A 17,903-nucleotide genomic window follows, 5' to 3' on the forward strand; every position below is an offset into this window, starting at 1 on the left:
GCCGGGCGGTTACAATGGCGGCTGTTCCGTTCCTGAAGGCTTCATCATGTCCGCCGTACCCGCCTGCCCGCAATGCACCCTGGAAAACACCTACGCCGACGGCGCGCTGTGGATCTGCGCCGACTGCGGCTTCGAGTGGGCGGCCGGAGACGCGGGCACCCAGGTGCTGGTGGTGCGCGACAGCAATGGCAACGTGCTGGAAGCTGGCGACACAGTGACGGTGATCAAGGACCTCAAGGTCAAGGGCTCGTCGATCCCCCTGAAGCAGGGCACCGTGATCCGCAACATCCGCCTGGTCGAGGACGACGCCGAGCACATCGAAGGCAACTCGGACAAGATCAAGGGGTTGGTCCTGAAGACCTGCTTCCTGAAAAAGGCCTGACCTTCAATTGGCGGCGGTGCGCTGCCGCCATCGCTGGAGGCTGTCCAGCTTGGCCTGGTAGGTTGCGCGCAGCGTGTCGGCGTTCTCGCCGGAGAGGTCGCGGGCGCGGGTCATTTCGCGCGACGCGCGGCGGCTGTCGCCGGCCAGGAACAAGGCGCGCGCCAGCCCGAAGTGGAACTGGTGCGCCGTGCCGTACAGGCGGATCGCGCGCTGGTAGTGGTCGATGGCGTTGGCATAGTCATGGCGCTGTTCGGCCTCGTTGCCCAGCCGGAACTGCGCGAACGGGTCGGTTTTCTGTACCTGCTGCAGGCGCACGGCCAGGCGGTCGGCGCGGCGCGTGTCGCCCAGCTTCCGGTACAGCGCGCTGGCATTGGTCAGCGCGGCCACGTGCCGGGGTTGCAGCTCAAGCGCCTTTTCGTAGTCCTGGCGTGCCTGGTCCAGCCGGCCCAGGCGGGTATCGAGGACGCCCAGGTTGTTCCAGCCGGCGGGGAAGTCGGCCGACATCGCGATCGCGGCATCCAGGTACGCACGCGCCTGCGCGGTGTTGCCGTCGGCCATCTGCGCGGCCCCGCGATTGTTGTAGAAGTGGGCCAGCGCACGCTGTTCGGTGATCGGGCGCGGTCCGTAGCGGTCGTACAGCACGTTGCGGTCGAGGTCGACCACGGCGGTGTGCCCGTTGACGGTCAGCCCGACATTGACGTGGCCGACGTTGTAGATCACGCCTTCGTCCTGGTGCCAGGTGACCACCTGCGCCACCTCCTGCACGCGTGCGTCGATCCCGGCGGCGCGCGCCAGGGTCACGAACATCAGGGTGAGCGACAGGCAGTTGGCGCGCCCGGTCTGCCAGGTTTCGGCAATGGTGCTGGTGGCGTAGGGGTCGTACTCCAGGTGCATGCCGTCTTCATCGAAGATCAGGTGAACCAGGCGCTCCAGCCGCTGTTCGCGCGAGGTGCCCGCAGCGATGACGCGTTGCTGGAGCAGCGCCCGCAATGCGGGCGGAATGGCCACGATCTGCTCGGGGGAGGGGACCGGCTGCACCGCTGTCTCGGGCGAGGCGGTGGGCACGGCGGCGGGCGGCGGCGCCGCAGGCGCAGGGCAGGCGGCCGATCCCAGCAGGGCCAGCAGGGCAAGCGATTTCCAGCCGTTCATCGCGGTCACCTCGCAGCGGCGACGGAGCATTCGTGGATTCAGTCTAGGCCCGGTCGCGGCGCTCCGCACGCCGCTTGTCGGGCTGCTGCGCCCATGGTCGTGCTTGCCATCGGCCCCGGGCCCGGCCAATGATGCGGCCATGACCTTCGCACCGCTCTCCCTGCCGGCGGCCATGCAGGCCGACCTGGAAGCCGCCTACGCGGCACCGCCCCGGGCGTATCACGGGTATGCGCATGTGCGCGCCGTGCTCGAGCACTGCCAGGCCGTCGCCAACGGGCCCGGTTGGCAGCATCCCCGCGAAGTGCAGCTGGCCGCGCTCTATCACGACGCCATCTACGATGCCGGGCGCAAGGACAATGAGGCGCGTTCGGCAGCGCTGGCGCTGGCGCAGATCGAACGCTGGCTGCCCGGCGCGGGCGTGGACGGGCCGCGGGTGGAGCAGCTGATCCTGCTGACCGCCCGGCACGGCACGCTCGGCGCCAGCGACGTGGACGCGGAAGCGGCGTTGTTCCTGGACTGCGACATGGCGATCCTGGGCGCCCCGGCCGAAGTGTTCGACGCGTACGACCGGGGCATCGCCGAGGAATATGCCGGGCATGTCCCCGGCTTCCTGTTCCGGCTCAATCGGCGGCGCTTCCTCAGCCACCTGCTGCGCAGCCCGCGGATCTTCCTGAGCGACTTCTTCCACCAGCGGCTGGACGCGGCCGCGCGCGCCAATCTGCGCCGTCGGCTCGGGCGCTGAAGCGGGTCGCTTACACTGGGCGCATGCCCGTGCCCCTGCCTACCTCCGCCGCCGACCCGGATCCGCGCCCGATCGCACCGGAAGAGCCCGGCCCCAACGAATGCTGCGGCAGCGGTTGCCCGCTGTGCGTGCTCGACCTCTACAGCGACGAACTGCAGCGCTACCGCATCGCACTGGCCGCGTGGCGGCTGCGCCACCCCGAGGCCGAGTCGTGAGTGACGCGCCGCGCTTACGCCTGCCCCTGCATGCCCATGTTGCGCAACTCGCGCTGCTGGCGCTGGCCGGGTTCGTGCTCATCGCGCTGTGGACGCAATGGGCGCGCCAGGACCTGGACTGGGTGCAGGCCACCCTGAGCCTGTACCTGCACGGGCCGTGGGGCCTGGCGCTGCGCACTGCCTACTGCGTGCTGGCGGTGGCGATCATGCTGCTGGCCTGGTCGCTCTACGCGGCCAGCCGCTCGCCCCGGCGCAGTGCGGCCGCACCGCTGCTGTTCTGCGTGGCCGGACTGGGCCTGATGGGCGTGGCGATCGGCGACAGCTGGCTGCCGGAGCAGGCGCCGCTGCTGGCGCCGCTGGTGCATGGCCTTGCCGCCAACACCGCGTTCCTGTGCGTGAGCGTGGCCATGCTGCTGCAGAGCTGGTACCTGCGTGCCGATCCGCAGTGGCGTCGCTGGGCCGGCCCGGCCTGGTGGTGGGCCTGGTTGTGCTTCGCGCTGCTGTGGCTGCACGTGCTGTGGCGCGGACCGCCGCGCGGTGCCGGACAGAAGCTGGTGATCGCCGCCGTGGTGCTGTGGCTGGTCGTGGCGGCGCTGCAGTCGTGGCGCCAGGCGCGACGCACCGCAGTGGCTGCGGCCTGCAGGGACTGATACAGCAGCCAGTCTGTGTACATGCCCTACGCAGGGGACAGGCGTATCGTGGGGCCACTTTTCCAGGATGCGTGACGATGCGGCGAGCCAGTGTGGGCAGGGCAGTGGGCGTGGTGATGGGCATGGCCTCGTTGTTGGGCGCGCTGCCGGCCTCGGCGGCACCGCAGCAGGTCAGTCACGGACGCTTCCAGGACATCCTGATCCATGCCCCGGACGGCCACCCGCAGCGCGTGGTGATCTGGTTCGATGGCGGCCATGACGCCGCACGTTCGCAGCAGCGCCTGGAAGCGCTGCGTGCGCAGGGCGCGCTGGTCGCGCAGGTGGATGTAGTCCGCCTGCGCAAGGCACTGGCGGCGGAAGGCGGCAGCTGCGCGTTCGGTGCGGGCGACGTGGAAAACTTCTCGCGCTGGGTGCAGGCCTACCTGCATGTGCCTGGGTACCATCTGCCGCTGATCGGTGGCGACGGCAGCGGCGCCGAGCTGGCCTATGCAGTGGCCGCGCAGGCCGATACCCAGATCTTCGCCGGCCTGGTCACCACCGGCTTCTGCCCGGACCAGGCGCGCGAGCGGGCGGTGTGTGGTGCCGGTGTCAGCCACGGCCGCCTGCAGCCGGCCGAATTGAGTTTCCCGTGGTTGAACGCCGCGGGCGACCACCACTGCGCGGCCGGCGATGCCGCCGCGTTCGTGCGCCGCGTGGACATGGGGCGTCAGTTCCAGCGCACCGCCAGTGGCTCCGACCTGCCGGGCCTGCAGGCCGCCGTGCAGGTGATCGGCGCGCAGAAAGGCATCAGCCTGGCGCCACCGCCGGACGACCTGAAGGGGTTGCCGGTGGTGGAAGTGCCGTCGCGCACCCCGGGCGACACGCTGGCCATCTTCGTCTCCGGCGATGGCGGCTGGGCCGGCCTGGACAAGGACGTGGCGGCCGCGCTGAGCGAGGGCGGCATCCCGGTAGTCGGCGTGGACTCGCTGCGCTACTTCTGGACCGCGCGCACCCCCGAAGGCTTTGCCCGCGACCTGGAGCGCATCGCGCAGCATTACGGCCGGCAGTGGCAGCGCAAGCGCCTGCTGCTGGTCGGCTTCTCGCAGGGCGCCGATGTGCTGCCGGCGGCGATCAACCAGCTGGATCCGGCCACGCGCGACGCGGTGGCGCTGATCGGGTTGATGTCGGTGGGCCGCAAGGCCGACTACGAATTCCATGTCAGCAACTGGCTGGGCGGTGGCGGCGGTGGACTGCCGATCGCGCCTGAAATCGCGAAGCTTCCGGCCGGCCGCACGCTGTGCCTGTATGGCGAGAATGACGGGGACGCCCTGTGCCCGGAGCTGCCCAAGGGGCAGGCCACCGTGATCGCGCTGCCCGGCGATCATCATTTCAAGGGCGACTATGACCGTTTGGCGAAGACGCTGCTTGAGCATCTTGGCCGGGCAGAGCCCGGCGCTACGGGAGCAGGTTCGCCGCGCTAGCCGGGCAGGGCAGCCGGGCAGGGCCCGGCTCTACCCTTTGCGCGGGGAGAGTGAGATCAGGCGCGTGGCATCCAGCAATGCCGCCGGCAGGTGCATGCCGCCGGGTGCGGCCAGGTAGCGGGCGCGCCACTGCGGGGCGAACTTGGACTTGAAGCGGCGCAGGCCGCTGAAGCCGTAGAAGCGTTCGCCGTGGCGGGCTACGACATTGGCGAAGCGGTTCCACCGCCCGGCCAGCCGGTGCTGGGCCAGGCCCGAGAGCGGCGCCATGCCCAGCGAGAAACGGTGGAAGCCGTTCTCGCGGCCCCACAGGAACAGCTCGATGAACAGGAAATCCATCGTGCCCTTGGGCGCGTCGTCCACGTGCCGCATCAGGTCCACCGACAGCTCATGGCCGGCCGGTGCCTGCCACAGGTTGGCGAAGGCCACGATGCGGCCTTCCGCTTCCACTACGGCGATCGGGAAACGGGCCAGGTAGGCCGGATCGAAACTGCCCAGCGAGAAGCCCTTCTCGTCGCCGGCCTTGTCGTCCAGCCATTGCTGCGAGACCACCGCCAGTGCGGGAATCAACGCCGGTACCTCGGCTGGCGGCACCACGCGGAAGCGGAGTCCGCCGCGCTTGCCGCGGTTCCAGGCCTGGCGCAGGTCGGCGCGCTCACGCCCCTCCAGCCCGAAGTCCTGCAGCGGCACCATCGCTTCCTCGCCCAGCTTGACCAGGGTCAGGCCGAGATCCAGGTACGTCTGCCAGTAAGCCTCACCGACCTGGTAGAACACCGGGCGCAGGCCGAGCCGGTCGGCTTCCTCGCGGAAGCGCCAGATCAATGCGCGGGCCACCTCCGGCGGTCCCACCGGGTCGCCCATTGCGATCAGCGAACCGCCATAGCGCTGCATCATCACGAAGCCGTGCCCGGCCGCGTCGCGCAGGACCGCCTTGTCGGCGGTGAGCACGAGGCAGGCCTGGGTGTCCTGCGCTTCCTGCAGGATCGGCGCAAGCGCCTCCAGGGTGGCGCCGTCAGCAGCCGGCAACGGTGTGCGCGTGCTGTGCAGCAGTCGCGCCAATCCGAAGATGGCCAGTGCGATCGCCACCACCAGCAGTGCGCGCAGCGCACGTGGCGCGTTGCCCTGTGCGGCGAACTGCCACCACAGCTCGTTCTGGTACTCCACGTGGCTGTACACGAAGAACAGCAGCCAGATCACCGCCACCAGCACCAACCCCAGGTTGCGGATCCACGGCCACGACCACGCTTCGTCCAGCAGCGCGCCCTGGCGGTAGAACTCGCGGCGCGAGGCCCACAGCGCCATCGCCACCAGCACCGAGGCCAGCGCGATCAGCACTTGGCCGCCGCGCAGCCAGATCGGCAGCGGCGCGATCACGCAGATCGCCAAGGCCAGCACCCACGCCGCATGGCTGCGGCGCTGCAGGCCCTGGCCGATCAGCAGCAGCACCACGCCGGCCAGGCTGCCGAGCAGGTGCGAGGTTTCCAGGATCGGCAGCGAGGCGTGCAGCAGGTGTCGGCGCGGCGTCGGCAGGGTGCCGTCGATCACCAGCGCCGCGCCCACGCTGAACACCGCCAGCGCGATGATCTGCGGCAACCACGGACGCAGCGCGGTCCAGCCGGCGCGGGTGGCACCCGCGCCCACCTTGAGCGGCCGACGCAGCGCCGGCACCACCGCCAGCAGCGTGGCCAGCAGCAGCGGCAGCACGTAGTAGGTGACGCGATAGATCAGGGCGGCCGCCAGCACGGCGGCCGGTGCCACCTGCGGCAGCAGTTTGAGCAGGCTCCACTCGAACACGCCCAACCCGGCCGGTACGCTGGAGATCAGGCCGGCCAGCACCGCCACCAGGTACAGGCCGACGAAGCCGGGCAGGCCGGTCGGGGTATCCATCGGCAACAGCACGTAGAACGCGGCGCTGGCCAGCACCAGCTCCACCACGCTGAGCGCGGTGACCCCGAGCATGGTGCGGCGGTCCGGCAGCCACAGCGCGTGGCCGCGGATGTGGAAGGTGCGTCCGTCGCGGCCGACCAGCAGCACGGTGCCCACATACGCCAGCAGCGCGACGCCCCCGAGCACGCGCACCGCCTGTGCGGACACCGGCAGCGCCAGTGCCGCCGCGCCGGGTTCGAGCAGGAACGCGAGCGCCAGCAGCAGCCACGCGCCAAACACGAAGCCCAGCGTGCTCATCAGCACCACCTGGCCGATCTCGGCCAGGCCCAGCCCGGCACCGCCGTAGCCGCGCAGGCGCACCGCGCCGCCGGTGAGCGCGGCAAAGCCCAGGGTCTGTCCCAGCGTGTGCGCGAGGAAGGCGGTGATGCCCACGCGCGCCGGATGCAGGCGTTTGCCGCTGCGGCGCAGGCCGATCGCATCGAACCCGATCAGGCAGGCGTAGCTGGCCAGCCCCAGCACCACCGCCAGCGCGATCTGGCCGGCGCCGAGCGGGTGGAATGCGTCGCGAATGGCACGGTAACCGTGATCGTCGAACTCATTGGCCAGGCCACGCAGGGCCAGTGCCAGGATCCCCAGGCTGAAGAGGATGGTCGCCGCGCGGCGCCAGCCGAGGCGGGACGAAGGGGCAGTGACGGAATCGGTCATCGAGGCAGCGGGTTCCGGCACGACACCGTGCCTTGCCGGGGAATCGTGCGCTTCCGGCCCGCCGTTGCCAAGCGGGGTGCGTGTGCGCGGTGTGGCGGCATCGGCGACAATGGCCGCACCATCACAGAGGAGTCCACGCCATGATCGAACGCTACGATGTCGGTCCGCGCATGTCCGAGATGACCGTGCACAACAAGGTCGCCTACCTCTCCGGGCAGATCCCCGAAGACACCAGCCAGGACATCACCGGCCAGACGCGCCAGGTGCTGGAAGAGATCGACAAGCTGCTGGCGCTGGTGGCCAGCGACAAGCAGCACGTGCTGCGGGCCGAGATTTTCCTGGCCGACATGGCCGAATTCGCCGGCATGAACGCCGCGTGGGACGAATGGGTGGTGCCCGGCATGACCCCGGCCCGCGCCACCGTGGAAGCGAAGCTGGCCGACGCGGACTGGAAGGTCGAAATCGTGGTTACGGCTGCGCTGCCCTGACGTGATCCGTGGGTACCAGCTCGATGCAATCCACCGGACACGGTGGAATGCACAACTCGCAGCCGGTGCACAGGTCGGCAATCACCGTGTGCATGTACTTGGCACCGCCTACGATCGCATCCACCGGACACGCCTGGATGCACTTGGTGCAGCCGATGCAGTCGGCCTCCACCACCCGCGCCACCTGCGCGGGCAGGTGCTGGCCGCGGCTGCGGTCGTAGGGCAGGGCCGGCACGCCGAGCACCTTCGCCAACGCGCGCGCGCCGGCATCGCCACCGGGCGGGCAATGGTCCACGCCCGCCGCGCCACGCGCCATCGCCTCGGCATACGGGCGACAGCCGTCGAAGCCGCATTGCCCGCACTGGGTCTGCGGCAGCAACCGGTCGAGGCGTTCGACAAGAGCGATCATTTCAGCAGCTTGCCGCGATACCAGCGCTCATGCGCGAGGACCAGCATCGGGCGGTCTTCGCGGCTGTCGCCGTAGGCGTGGATGCGCAGGTAGCGCGACAGGTCGTAGCGGCTGCGGATCCGCTCGGCCTTGCGCGGGCCCACGTCACCGTCGGCGTAGCGGCCGGTCAGTCGCCCGTCCCTGCCTTCCAGCCGGTTGCACAGCATCTCCACGCCCAGGCTTTCGCACCAGGGGCGCAGATACAGGTCCAGCGAGCCGGACACGACCACCACGGTGTGGCGCTGCTGCTGGTGCCAGCGGATCTGCTCGAGCATCTTCGGATGCACCACGCCCGGCAGCACGTCGCGCGCGAAGCCGGCGGCCTGGGCGGCGATGTCGTCGCCATGGCGGCCGCGCATCACCAGCCAGGTGACGCGCGCGCGGATGCGCTCGGCCGAGATCAGTTTCAGCCGATACGCCAGCAGCCACGGTCCGACCTTCCACCAGGCATGCGCCAGTTGTTCCGGCGTGGCCACCCGGCGCAGGAAACGCGCGTAGGTGTCGCAGTCGGTAATGGTGTTGTCGAAGTCGAACAGCGCCAGTTCCACGGTGTTACCGGACCGGCATGCCCGGCAGCGCGCTGCTGTCGGCGTCCAGCAGCGCCAGCGCGCCACCGTCGAAACCGGCCGACAGGATCATGCCTTCGCTCAGGCCGAAGCGCATCTTGCGCGGGGCCAGGTTGGCGATGAACACCACGCTGCGGCCGACCAGCTTTTCCGGCTCGCCGTAGCTGGCGCGGATGCCGGAGAAGATCTGGCGCGTGCCGAGGTCGCCGGCGTCCAGTTCGAAGCGCAGCAGCTTGTCCGAGCCGTCCACGAACTCGCAGGCCAGCACCTTGCCGATGCGCAGGTCGAGCTTGGCGAAGTCGTCGATGCCGATGTAGGCCGGGCCTTCGGCAGCGGCGGCAGCGGGCGCGGCGGCCGGTGCAGCGGCGGGCGCTGCCGGCTTGGCCGGCTTGACCGGGGCGGCAGGCGCGGGGGCGGCGAGGGTGTCCTTGGAAGCGTCGGTCATGGCGTCAATCATTTTCGGGTCGATACGGGTGAACAGCGGGCTGTACACGGCGATGGTGTGGGCCAGCAGCGGCGAGGCGATATCGGTCCAGCGCTGCACCGGCGCGGCCAGGAAGGCCTCGGCCTGCGTGGCGGTGGCCGGCAGCACCGGCTTGAGCGCGGTGACCAGCACCCGGAACAGGTTCAGGCCCTGGGTGCAGACCGACTGCAGCTGTGCGTCGGCGCCGTCCTGCTTGGCGATCACCCACGGCTTCTGCTCGTCGATGTAGCGGTTGGCTTCGTCGGCCAGCGCCATGGTCAGGCGCAGCGCGGCCGCCGGATCATTGCGCTCATAGGCTTCGCGCACCGGTGCCAGCGCCGCGACGAAGCGGTCGTACTGGGCGGCATCGGGCAGCGCGTCGGCCAGGCGGCCGTCGAAGCGCTTGCTGATGAAGCCGGCGCAGCGGCTGGCAAGGTTGACGAACTTGCCGACCAGGTCGGCATTGACCCGCGCGATGAAGTCGCCCAGGTTCAGGTCCAGGTCGTCCACGCCGCCGGAGGACTTGGCCGCGAAGTAGTAGCGCAGCGCCTCCGGCTCCAGTCCGGCGTCCAGGAAGGTGCGGGCCATCACGAAAGTGCCGCGCGACTTGGACATCTTGGCGCCGTCCACGGTCAGGTAACCGTTGACGTGCAGGCGGGTCGGCGCGCGGTGGCCGGTGCCGTGCAGCACCGCCGGCCAGAACAGGCCGTGGAAGTTCACGATGTCCTTGCCGATGAAGTGGTGCAGCTCGGTGCCGGTGCCGGCGCGCAGGTGCGCGTCGAAGTCTTCGCCGGTCTTCGCGCACAGCGCCTGGAAGCTGGACAGGTAGCCGATCGGCGCGTCCAGCCACACGTAGAAGTACTTGCCCGGGTGGCCGGGAATCTGGAAGCCGAAGTAGGGCGCATCGCGCGAGATGTCCCACGCGCGCAGGCCGCCTTCGGCATTGAGCCACTCGCCCAGCTTGGCCTTCACGCCGGGCAGGGCCACGTCGCCGGCCAGCCACTCGCGCAGGAAGCTCTCGAAGCGGCCCACTTCAAAGAAGAAGTGCTCCGAATCGCGGATTTCCGGGGTCGCACCGGAAATCACCGAACGCGGGTCCTTCAGCTCGGTCGGCGCATAGGTGGCGCCGCACACTTCGCAGTTGTCGCCGTACTGGTCGGGCGTGCCGCAGTTCGGGCAGATGCCCTTGATGTAGCGGTCGGGCAGGAACATGCCCTTGGCCGGGTCGTAGAACTGGGCCACCGAACGGCGCGTGATGTGGCCTTCCGCCTCGAGCTTGAGGTAGAACGCTTCGGTCAGCGCCTTGTTGCCGGCCGAATTGGTCGAGTCGTAGTGGTCGAATGCGACACCGAACGCGGCGAAATCGCGCTCGTGGCTGGCCTGGATGTTGGCGATGAACGCCTCCGGGGTCACCCCGGCCTTTTCCGCGGCCAGCATGATCGGGGTGCCGTGGGTGTCGTCGGCGCACACGAACCAGGTCTTGCCGCCGCTCATTCGCCGCGCGCGCACCCAGATGTCAGCCTGGATGTAGCCGACCAGGTGGCCCAGGTGCAGCGGGCCGTTGGCGTAGGGCAGGGCGGTGGTGACGAGAGCGGTGCGGGTCATGGTCTGCGTGGGTGCCGGGGGAACGCGGGATTATCGCATGCTCCCCGCAAAGACGAAGGGCCGCAGCGGTCAACCCGCTGCGGCCCCATGTGCTTGATCCTGCGGGGTTTGCGCTTACTCGCGGACCCAGGTCTGGGCGCGGCAGATGAAGGCCACGCAGCCGGACATGTCCAGCTTCTTGCCGCCCTGGTGCAGTTCCACCTTGGACTTGTAGGTCTTGCCGTTGGCCGGGTCCAGCACGGTGCCGCCGGCCCACTTGTGGTCGCCGTCCGGCTTGAGGTTCCACAGGATGGTCATGCCCTTGACCGGCTTGCCCTTGTTGGCGCCGCTGCAGTCGTCGCAGACCGGGTTCGGGCCCTTGTCCGACTTCAGCACTTCCACCACTTTGCCGCTGAGGGTGCCGTTGGTGGCCTGGGTGATCTCCACGATCGACTTCACCTGGCCGGTCTTGTCGTCGATGGTCTTCCAGCGGCCCACCGGGCTGTCGGCGGCCGAAGCGGACAGTGCGGCCATCACCAACGGCAGCGCCAGCAGCAGGGTCTTGAACGTCTTGCGCATGTTTCCCCTCCCAGGGATGTACGTGGATGCCGGCGCTCGGCCGGGACAGCTGGACTGTATACCCATTCGCTCTGGTACGGAACGGAAGTTTTTCGTCGACTACAACCTATTCAGTTGACTTCATAGAGTTCCAGTGGCAGCCCGTCGGGGTCGGCGAAGAAGGTGAAACGCTGGCCGGTGTACTCATCGGTGCGGATCGGTTCGCAGGCCACGCCCTCAGCGGCCAGGCGCTCGATCATCGGCTCCAGCGCCTTCACCCGGAACGCCAGGTGGCGCAGGCCCTGCGCCTCCGGGCGGCTGGGCCGGGGCGGCGGCGCAGGGAACGAGAACAGCTCCAGCTGCCCGCCGTCGGGCAGCGCCAGGTCCAGTTTCCACGAGTCGCGCGCGGCGCGATGGTGCTCGGCCTTCACCGTCAGGCCGAGGATGCGCACGTAGAAATCGCGCGATCTGTCGTAATCGGCGCATATCAGGGCGACGTGGTGGATGCCGAGCAGCGGTGTCATGGGATCGATTCCTGGTGGCGCGAACGCGCAACTGTCTGAGCGGGACCGATACAAATACCCCAACTCGCGTCGGCTTTCTAACTTCTTGTAAAGCCTTGCCCCCACCCCGTCTTCACCATGCAGCCCTTGTTGAAGGGAGGGGTCGGATGTACGTCATCGTCAATGCAGGGCAGGCGCCGGTCCCGATCAGCGCCGGTGGCCAGCGTGTGCAACTCGCGGCCGGTGAGCGTCTATTGCTGGCCGGCCTGCCTTTGCCGCGTGGCACCGGGCTGCAGGCGGTGGCGCTGGCGGGCAGTGGCATGGCCCGCGCGCTGGCCCACTACGACCACGCCTCCGGCGTGCAGCGCCCGGTCGCCGAGCCGCCGCCGCTGTGCTGGGCGGTGCCGGTCGCGCTGGACGTGCCGGACGTGGCGGCTGCGTGGTTGATCGGCCAGTTGGCGCGCGGCGCCGGGCAGGACGAAGACACCCCGGCCGCCTGCCTGCTTCGCCACCTGGCCCGCAGCGAAAGCTACGGGCTGATGCGCTTCCTGCTCGAGGAAGGCGGCGAAAGCACGGTCGCTGCGTTGGCCGAGCGTTACGGCCTGTCCTCGGCCCAGTTCCACCGGCGCTGCCGCCAGGTGCTGGGCCGCCCGCTCAAGCGCGAGCTGCGCATCCAGCGCGCCGCGCGGGCGCTGCTCGCCTATCCCGGGCGCGCGCGCTCGTTCACCTACCTCGCGGCCGACCACGGCTACGCGTCGCTGTCGCATTTCTGCACCGACGTGAAGTCGCTGATCGGCTGTTCCCCCCTTTCCGTCTACCGGGCCGTTCCGACGCCCAACGAGTGATCCATGCGTTCCCTGTCGTTGTTCCTGTTGTTGCTGTTCGTCAGCGCGCCTGCACTGGCGCAGACCCCGTTGGAAGGCACCGCGATCTCCGACCGCGCCGACCTGCCGCATGCCACCGGCTTCGTGTCGCGCGCCGACAGCGCCGACCACCTGCTCAATGCGATCGGCGCACGCGCGCGCCAGGCCGTGGTGATCAGCCCGAAGGCCCACAAGAAAAAGGTGTCCGGCAGCTTCGACCTGGCCCGCCCTTTCGACACGCTGGCCAAGGTCACCGCCGAGCTCGGCCTGGTCTGGTACAGCGACAGCACCTCGATCTACGTGTACGACGCCAGCGAGCAGAAGAACGCGGTCGGCCGCCTGCGCTCGACTTCGGTGGCCACCCTGGCCGACTTCCTGCGCAAGGCGCGGCTCTCGGATGCGCGCTATCCGGTGCGCGGGGGCGGCGCGGACGGCACGTTCTACGTGGCCGGACCGCCGGTGTACGTGGATATCGTGCTCAACGCAGCGCGCTACCTCGACGACCTGTACGAAGGCGCCGACGCCAGCCCGCACCATGTGGAAGTGCTCAAGCTGGAGCACAGCTTCGTCAATGGCCGCCGCTTCGGCCTGCGCACCGCCGAAACCTCGCTGCCGGGCATGGCCGACGTGCTGGCCGGCGTGCTGCAGCTCGGCGATTTCGGTGCCGTGGTCAAGCAGCCTTCGCTGCCGGTCGACCCGGCCAGCATCACCGAGGAACTGCTGCCCGCCACGCCCGCGCCGGCTGCGGAGACGCAGCGTGTCGGCAGCGTGCCGGTCGGCCCGTCGCCGGCGGTGATCATGGCCTACGCCGAAACCAACAGCCTGATCGTGCGCGGCACCCTGGCCCAGATCGAACAGGTCAAGCGCCTGGTCGGTGAACTGGACGTGCCGCGCAAGCAGATTGAACTCTCGCTGTGGATCATCGACATCCGCAAGACCCAGCTCGACCGCCTCGGCGTCACCTGGAGCGGCGGCATCAACGTCGGCAACCGGCTCAAGATCGGCATCAACCAGTCCGGTTCGGTCAGCACGCTGGACGGCACCCGTTTCCTCGCCTCGGTGCAGGCCATGGCCAGCAAGGGCGACGCGCACATCGTCTCGCGCCCGGTGCTGCTGACCCAGGAAAACATCCCGGCCTACTTCGACAGCAACCAGACCTTCTACGCCCAGCTGGTCGGCGAGCGCGCCACCTCGCTGGAGCCGGTGACCTACGGCACGCTCATCAGCGTGCGGCCGCGCATTTCCAGCAGCAACGAAGTGGAAATGCAGCTGAAGATCGAAGATGGTGCTGCCGATACCAGCCGCCTGGTGGACACCCTGCCGCTGGTCAACCGCACCGTGATCGACACCGTCGCGCGTGTGCCGCAGGAGCTGAGCCTGCTGGTGGGTGGCTACACCCGCAGCCAGTCCGACGTCGGCCATGCCGGTATTCCCGGGCTGCGCCGCATTCCCGGCGTGGGCAAGCTGTTCGGACAGGACAGCCAGTCCGCCGAAAACCTGGTGCGCGTGTTCCTGATCCAGCCGCGCCTGCTCAACGGCAGCGACCCGGTGGACACGTACCGCATGCCGGAGGTCTACGGCCCCGGCGTGGGCGAAGCCGTGCACGACACGTTCCGCGCACTGCACCCGGGCTTCAACGCTGTGGAGGGCGCGCATGGCACTGCCGGCCATTAATCGACCGCAGACCGCACCGCTGCCGATCACGCCGCGCCAGGCCACCGCGCAGGGCGACCGCGACGACGCATCGCGCGACATCACGGCCGCCTCGGGCAAGCCGTCGCGCCCGGGCATGCTCAGCACGGCGTTGTCCATGCAGGATGACCTCGGCGCGCTCGTTGCCTCGCTGCAGCGCCGCCGCGACGGCCAGCAGACCAGCGGCAGCAGCGAGTCGCAGGCCTGGATCGACCATGTGCTGGACGACGAGGTGTACGGCAAGGTCAGCAACCTGCGCGCGCTGCTCGACGGCATGCGCAGCCCGGTTCAGCTGCTCGCCCTGCTCAAGCAGTTCTTCCCGGATCCCAGCGACATGCTGGCCGTGCTGCGTTCGCTGCTGGCCGATGACGAACTTGAGGAGGTCCGCGAGCTGCTGCAGCAGGCGATGGAGCAGCTGCTGGCCGAACAGGCGGCGCTGGGGCAGGGTGCCGCCCTGCGCGGCGGCGTGAATGTCGCGGTCAAGGCGCGCCTGGCCGCGCGCGGCAGTCAGTTCTCCGCACGCGCGTTGCGCCAGAGCTACCGCGACTTCATCGGCAACCACCAGGACTGCGTGGGTGAATACGCCGGTTGGATCGCGCTGTACGGCTTCGAGCGTCGCGCCCAGGTGGTCGACTTCATGGAACAGGCGCTGGGCGCGGACATGTATTCGCTCGACCCCAGTGCCTCGCACCTGGAATTCGGCCGCCTGCTGCGCCAGGTGCGCAACCTGGCCGTGCTGCGCTCCACCGACCAGCTGCTGGTCCAGGAAGCCACCCGCGACCGCCTGCTGGCGCGGCTGTCCACCACCGCCGAAGCGGTGATCGGCGGCCTGCTGGACGTGGTGCGCGGCCTGCAGGACTGGGCCGGACTGTTTGCCGGCCCGCTGGCCGATGCGCGCGTGGCGCTGTCGGCGCCGGAGCGCGCCCGGCTGGTGCAGGCATTGCGACGCGCACTGGGCGGCCTGCCCGACGCGGTGTGGAGCGATGACGTGGCGCGCGAACGCGCGGTGCAGTCTCTGGAGGTCGTGGTGGTGGAAAGCATGAAGCGCGAACGCTGGCAGGCCAGCCACGTCGCAGGGGTGAACGTATGAACAGCGTGACCAACCCGTCCACGACGGGCTTTGCCGCCCGCGCGCGTGGCGTGCTGCGCCCGGAACTGGCGCTGGTGGTGCTGATGGCGGTGATCGTGGCGATGCTGATCATCCCGCTGCCGACCTTCCTGGTCGACCTCCTGATCGGCCTGAACATGGCCGTGGCGATCGTGATCTTCCTGAGCTCGTTCTATGTCGAACGCATCCTCAGTTTCTCCACGTTCCCCTCGGTGCTGCTGTTCACCACGCTGATGCGGCTGGCACTGTCGGTCAGCACCAGCCGCCTGATCCTGCTCGACGCCGATGCCGGCCAGGTCATCAGCGCCTTCGGCGATTTCGTGGTCGGCGACAACCTGGTGGTCGGTGCGGTGATCTTCGCGATCATCACCCTGGTCCAGTTCATCGTCATCACCAAGGGCTCGGAGCGTATCGGTGAAGTGGTGGCACGCTTCTCGCTGGACGGCATGCCCGGCAAGCAGATGAGCATCGACGCCGACCTGCGCGCCGAAGCCATCACCTCCGAAGAAGCGCAGCGCCGCCGCCGCGACGTGGAGCGTGAAAGCCAGTTGTATGGCTCCTACGACGGCGCCATGAAGTTCGTGAAGGGCGACGCCATCGCCGGCATCGTGATCGTGTTCGTGAACCTGTTCGGCGGCATCGCCGTCGGCATGCTGCAACATGGCATGGCGTTCTCGCAGGCCCTCAACACCTTCACCCTGCTGACCATCGGCGACGGCCTGGTCGCGCAGATCCCCGCGCTGCTGATCTGCATCAGCGCCGGCTTCATCGTCACCCGGGTCAGCGGCGAGAGCAACAACCTCGGCGCCAACATCCTGGGCGAACTGTTCAACAGCAACCTGGTGCTCGGCACCGGTGCGGTGCTGGTGCTGCTGCTGGGCCTGCTGCCAGGCTTCCCGCTGCCGGTGTTCGCCGGCCTGGCGGTCGGCCTGGCCGCGATGCTGGTGTGGCGCCTGCGCCGTGGCGCGACCGCGGAACGCGACGCCGCTGCAGGCACTGGGGCCGGGGCTGCCGGTGCGCCGGCCGGGCAGGGCGATGCAACCGCCGCGCGCCTGACCAGCGAAACCCTGCCGCTGATCCTGCTGATGCCGCCGCCGCTGCATGAAGCGGGCGTCGCCGGGCAGTGGGAAGAGCAGCTGCGCCACGACGCGTTCCTCAACACCGGCATGCAGCTGGCGCCGCTGGTGCTGCGCAGCCATGAACCGGTGAAGGACCACGAAGTAAAGGTGCTGATCAACGAGATCCCGGCGGCCAGCGCGCACGTGGTAAGCGGGCATGTACGGGTCTGGGGCCGACAGGACGAACTGGAGGCGCTGGACATGGGCCTGGTGGTGCCGCACGACGGCGGCAGTGCGCGCTGGGTGCTGGCCGAGGCCCACCAGGACGTGCGCGCGCTGGGCTGCGAGGTGTCCAGCGACTATGAAGAACTGCGCCGGCTGGTGCATGGCGCAGTGCTGCGCAACGTCGGCGAGCTGTTCGGCATCCAGGAAGCCAAGCATGTGCTGGACGCGCTGGAAAAGCGCTTCCCCGAGCTGGTCAAGGAAACCTACCGGCACATGCCGATCCAGCGCGTGGCCGAAGTGCTGCAGCGCCTGCTGCGCGAAGACGTCTCCATCCGCAACATGAAGGTCGTGCTGGAAACCCTCGCGCAGTGGGGCCAGCGCGAGAAGGACGTGATCCTGCTGGTCGAACACGTGCGTGGCGCGCTGGCGCGCTACATCTCCGCGCGCTTCGCCCGCGACGGACGCATCCCCGCGATCCTGGTGTCCAGCCCGGTCGAAGACCAGATCCGCGCCGGCATCCGCCAGAGCCAGGGCGCGGCCTACCTGAACCTCGAGCCGGCCGAGTCCGGCGAACTGATGGACCGCTTCGCGCTGCATGTCGGCGAAATCACCGCGCGCCGTCCCGACGTGGTGCTGATGGTCGCGCCGGACATCCGCCGCTTCGTCAAACGCTTCATTGAAAACCGCCTTCCCGCGACCCCGGTGCTCTCGTTTGCCGAGATCTCCGACACGGTCACCCTTGATGTGATGAGAAGCATATGACCTCCCTGCTGGACACCCTCAACGCCGCCCTCCAGGAGCTGGGCTGCGACCCGTCGCGCTTCCAGTTCGACACCCATTCCTCCGTGGTGATGGGCTTTGCCGACGTGGGCGAGCTGCTGCTCGACCCGGTCGACGACATGGTCTACCTGTGGGGTCGGCTGGACACCTCGCCGGCCGACCGTTTCAGCAACCGCGCCGATGAACTGCTGGCCGCGCTGTCGTCGCCGGCGGCCCACTTCGCCAACGGCTGCCTGGCGCTGCGCCAGTTGGACGAAGGCTGCCTGGTAGGCGGCGCGCTGCAGCCCGACTGCCGCCAAGAGTCCAGCCTGCTGGCCTCGGCGATCGAAGGCTTCCACGCCCGCGTGCTCGAACTGCAGGCGCTGCTGCGGTGACAACGG

At 69.2% G+C, this 17,903-nt stretch carries 18 protein-coding genes; 11 read left to right on the forward strand and 7 right to left on the reverse strand.

From position 1 onward, the window contains the following. Positions 1-46 precede the first annotated feature (46 nt). Complete coding sequence (locus C2U58_RS02645; protein ID WP_102944424.1) at positions 47-382, forward strand: zinc ribbon domain-containing protein YjdM; 336 nt, start codon at positions 47-49, stop codon at positions 380-382. A gap of 3 nt (positions 383-385) precedes the next feature. On the opposite strand, the gene C2U58_RS02650 is transcribed toward C2U58_RS02645, so the two are convergent. Further along, a complete protein-coding gene (locus tag C2U58_RS02650) occupies positions 386-1,561 on the reverse strand; it encodes a tetratricopeptide repeat protein (RefSeq protein WP_253256628.1) in 1,176 nt (391 codons plus the stop codon). 109 nt (positions 1,562-1,670) lie between these two features. On the opposite strand from C2U58_RS02650, the gene C2U58_RS02655 reads away from it, so the two are divergent. From C2U58_RS02655 to C2U58_RS02670, 4 genes are all read left to right on the forward strand, one after another. After that, a complete protein-coding gene (locus tag C2U58_RS02655) occupies positions 1,671-2,273 on the forward strand; it encodes a hypothetical protein (protein ID WP_102944425.1) in 603 nt (200 codons plus the stop codon). Between the two features lie 23 nt (positions 2,274-2,296). Next, on the forward strand, positions 2,297-2,488 hold the full coding sequence (locus C2U58_RS02660; RefSeq protein WP_102944426.1) for an oxidoreductase-like domain-containing protein: 192 nt from the start codon (positions 2,297-2,299) through the stop codon (positions 2,486-2,488). Further along, positions 2,485-3,138: a DUF998 domain-containing protein gene (locus tag C2U58_RS02665; protein WP_172448058.1), complete on the forward strand. Its 654-nt coding sequence runs from the start codon at positions 2,485-2,487 to the stop codon at positions 3,136-3,138. Before C2U58_RS02660 ends, C2U58_RS02665 begins: the two co-directional genes overlap by 4 nt. Positions 3,139-3,215: 77 nt before the next feature. Continuing rightward, positions 3,216-4,598 carry an AcvB/VirJ family lysyl-phosphatidylglycerol hydrolase gene (locus tag C2U58_RS02670; RefSeq protein WP_102944428.1) on the forward strand — a complete coding sequence of 461 codons (1,383 nt, stop codon included), beginning with the start codon at positions 3,216-3,218 and terminating at the stop codon, positions 4,596-4,598. 30 nt (positions 4,599-4,628) lie between these two features. Here the strand turns inward: C2U58_RS02670 and mprF are convergent, their stop codons facing one another. Next, positions 4,629-7,187, reverse strand: coding sequence for a bifunctional lysylphosphatidylglycerol flippase/synthetase MprF (gene mprF, locus C2U58_RS02675; RefSeq protein WP_102944991.1), 2,559 nt, complete (start codon positions 7,185-7,187; stop codon positions 4,629-4,631). 140 nt (positions 7,188-7,327) lie between these two features. Between mprF and C2U58_RS02680 the strand changes: the two genes are divergently transcribed. Beyond that, positions 7,328-7,675: a RidA family protein gene (locus C2U58_RS02680; RefSeq protein ID WP_102944429.1), complete on the forward strand. Its 348-nt coding sequence runs from the start codon at positions 7,328-7,330 to the stop codon at positions 7,673-7,675. Here the strand turns inward: C2U58_RS02680 and rnfB are convergent. From rnfB to C2U58_RS02705, 5 genes are all read right to left on the reverse strand, one after another. Next, positions 7,656-8,084 carry an Rnf electron transport complex subunit RnfB gene (gene rnfB, locus C2U58_RS02685; RefSeq protein WP_102944430.1) on the reverse strand — a complete coding sequence of 143 codons (429 nt, stop codon included), beginning with the start codon at positions 8,082-8,084 and terminating at the stop codon, positions 7,656-7,658. The two genes, C2U58_RS02680 and rnfB, sit on opposite strands and share 20 nt — an antisense overlap. Beyond that, the gene (locus C2U58_RS02690) at positions 8,081-8,671 is read right to left on the reverse strand and encodes an HAD family hydrolase (protein WP_102944431.1); all 591 of its coding nucleotides are present in this window, start codon (positions 8,669-8,671) and stop codon (positions 8,081-8,083) included. The genes rnfB and C2U58_RS02690 overlap by 4 nt, the downstream gene beginning before the upstream one ends. 4 nt (positions 8,672-8,675) lie before the next feature. Then, positions 8,676-10,757 (reverse strand): methionine--tRNA ligase, encoded by a 2,082-nt coding sequence (metG, locus tag C2U58_RS02695; protein WP_102944432.1) that lies wholly within the window; start codon positions 10,755-10,757, stop codon positions 8,676-8,678. Between the two features lie 114 nt (positions 10,758-10,871). After that, positions 10,872-11,315 carry a DUF2147 domain-containing protein gene (locus C2U58_RS02700; protein WP_102944433.1) on the reverse strand — a complete coding sequence of 148 codons (444 nt, stop codon included), beginning with the start codon at positions 11,313-11,315 and terminating at the stop codon, positions 10,872-10,874. Between the two features lie 110 nt (positions 11,316-11,425). Beyond that, on the reverse strand, positions 11,426-11,818 hold the full coding sequence (locus C2U58_RS02705; RefSeq protein ID WP_102944434.1) for a VOC family protein: 393 nt from the start codon (positions 11,816-11,818) through the stop codon (positions 11,426-11,428). 146 nt (positions 11,819-11,964) lie between these two features. Between C2U58_RS02705 and C2U58_RS02710 the strand changes: the two genes are divergently transcribed. The 5 genes from C2U58_RS02710 to C2U58_RS02730 are packed head-to-tail and all read left to right on the forward strand — an operon-like array spanning position 11,965 to position 17,897. After that, on the forward strand, positions 11,965-12,642 hold the full coding sequence (locus C2U58_RS02710) for a helix-turn-helix domain-containing protein (protein ID WP_102944435.1): 678 nt from the start codon (positions 11,965-11,967) through the stop codon (positions 12,640-12,642). Positions 12,643-12,645: 3 nt separating this feature from the next. After that, positions 12,646-14,334: a type III secretion system outer membrane ring subunit SctC gene (sctC, locus tag C2U58_RS02715; RefSeq protein ID WP_102944436.1), complete on the forward strand. Its 1,689-nt coding sequence runs from the start codon at positions 12,646-12,648 to the stop codon at positions 14,332-14,334. Beyond that, on the forward strand, positions 14,315-15,442 hold the full coding sequence (gene sctW, locus C2U58_RS02720; RefSeq protein ID WP_102944437.1) for a type III secretion system gatekeeper subunit SctW: 1,128 nt from the start codon (positions 14,315-14,317) through the stop codon (positions 15,440-15,442). Before sctC ends, sctW begins: the two co-directional genes overlap by 20 nt. Then, positions 15,439-17,505 carry an EscV/YscV/HrcV family type III secretion system export apparatus protein gene (locus C2U58_RS02725; protein WP_102944438.1) on the forward strand — a complete coding sequence of 689 codons (2,067 nt, stop codon included), beginning with the start codon at positions 15,439-15,441 and terminating at the stop codon, positions 17,503-17,505. Before sctW ends, C2U58_RS02725 begins: the two co-directional genes overlap by 4 nt. Continuing rightward, entirely contained in the window at positions 17,502-17,897 is a 396-nt protein-coding gene (locus C2U58_RS02730) for a hypothetical protein (RefSeq protein ID WP_102944439.1), read from the forward strand. The genes C2U58_RS02725 and C2U58_RS02730 overlap by 4 nt, the downstream gene beginning before the upstream one ends. Positions 17,898-17,903 lie beyond the last annotated feature (6 nt).

Origin of the sequence: Stenotrophomonas sp. VV52 (assembly GCF_002893095.1) — a bacterium.
GTDB classification, from domain to species: Bacteria; Pseudomonadota; Gammaproteobacteria; order Xanthomonadales; family Xanthomonadaceae; genus Stenotrophomonas; species Stenotrophomonas aracearum.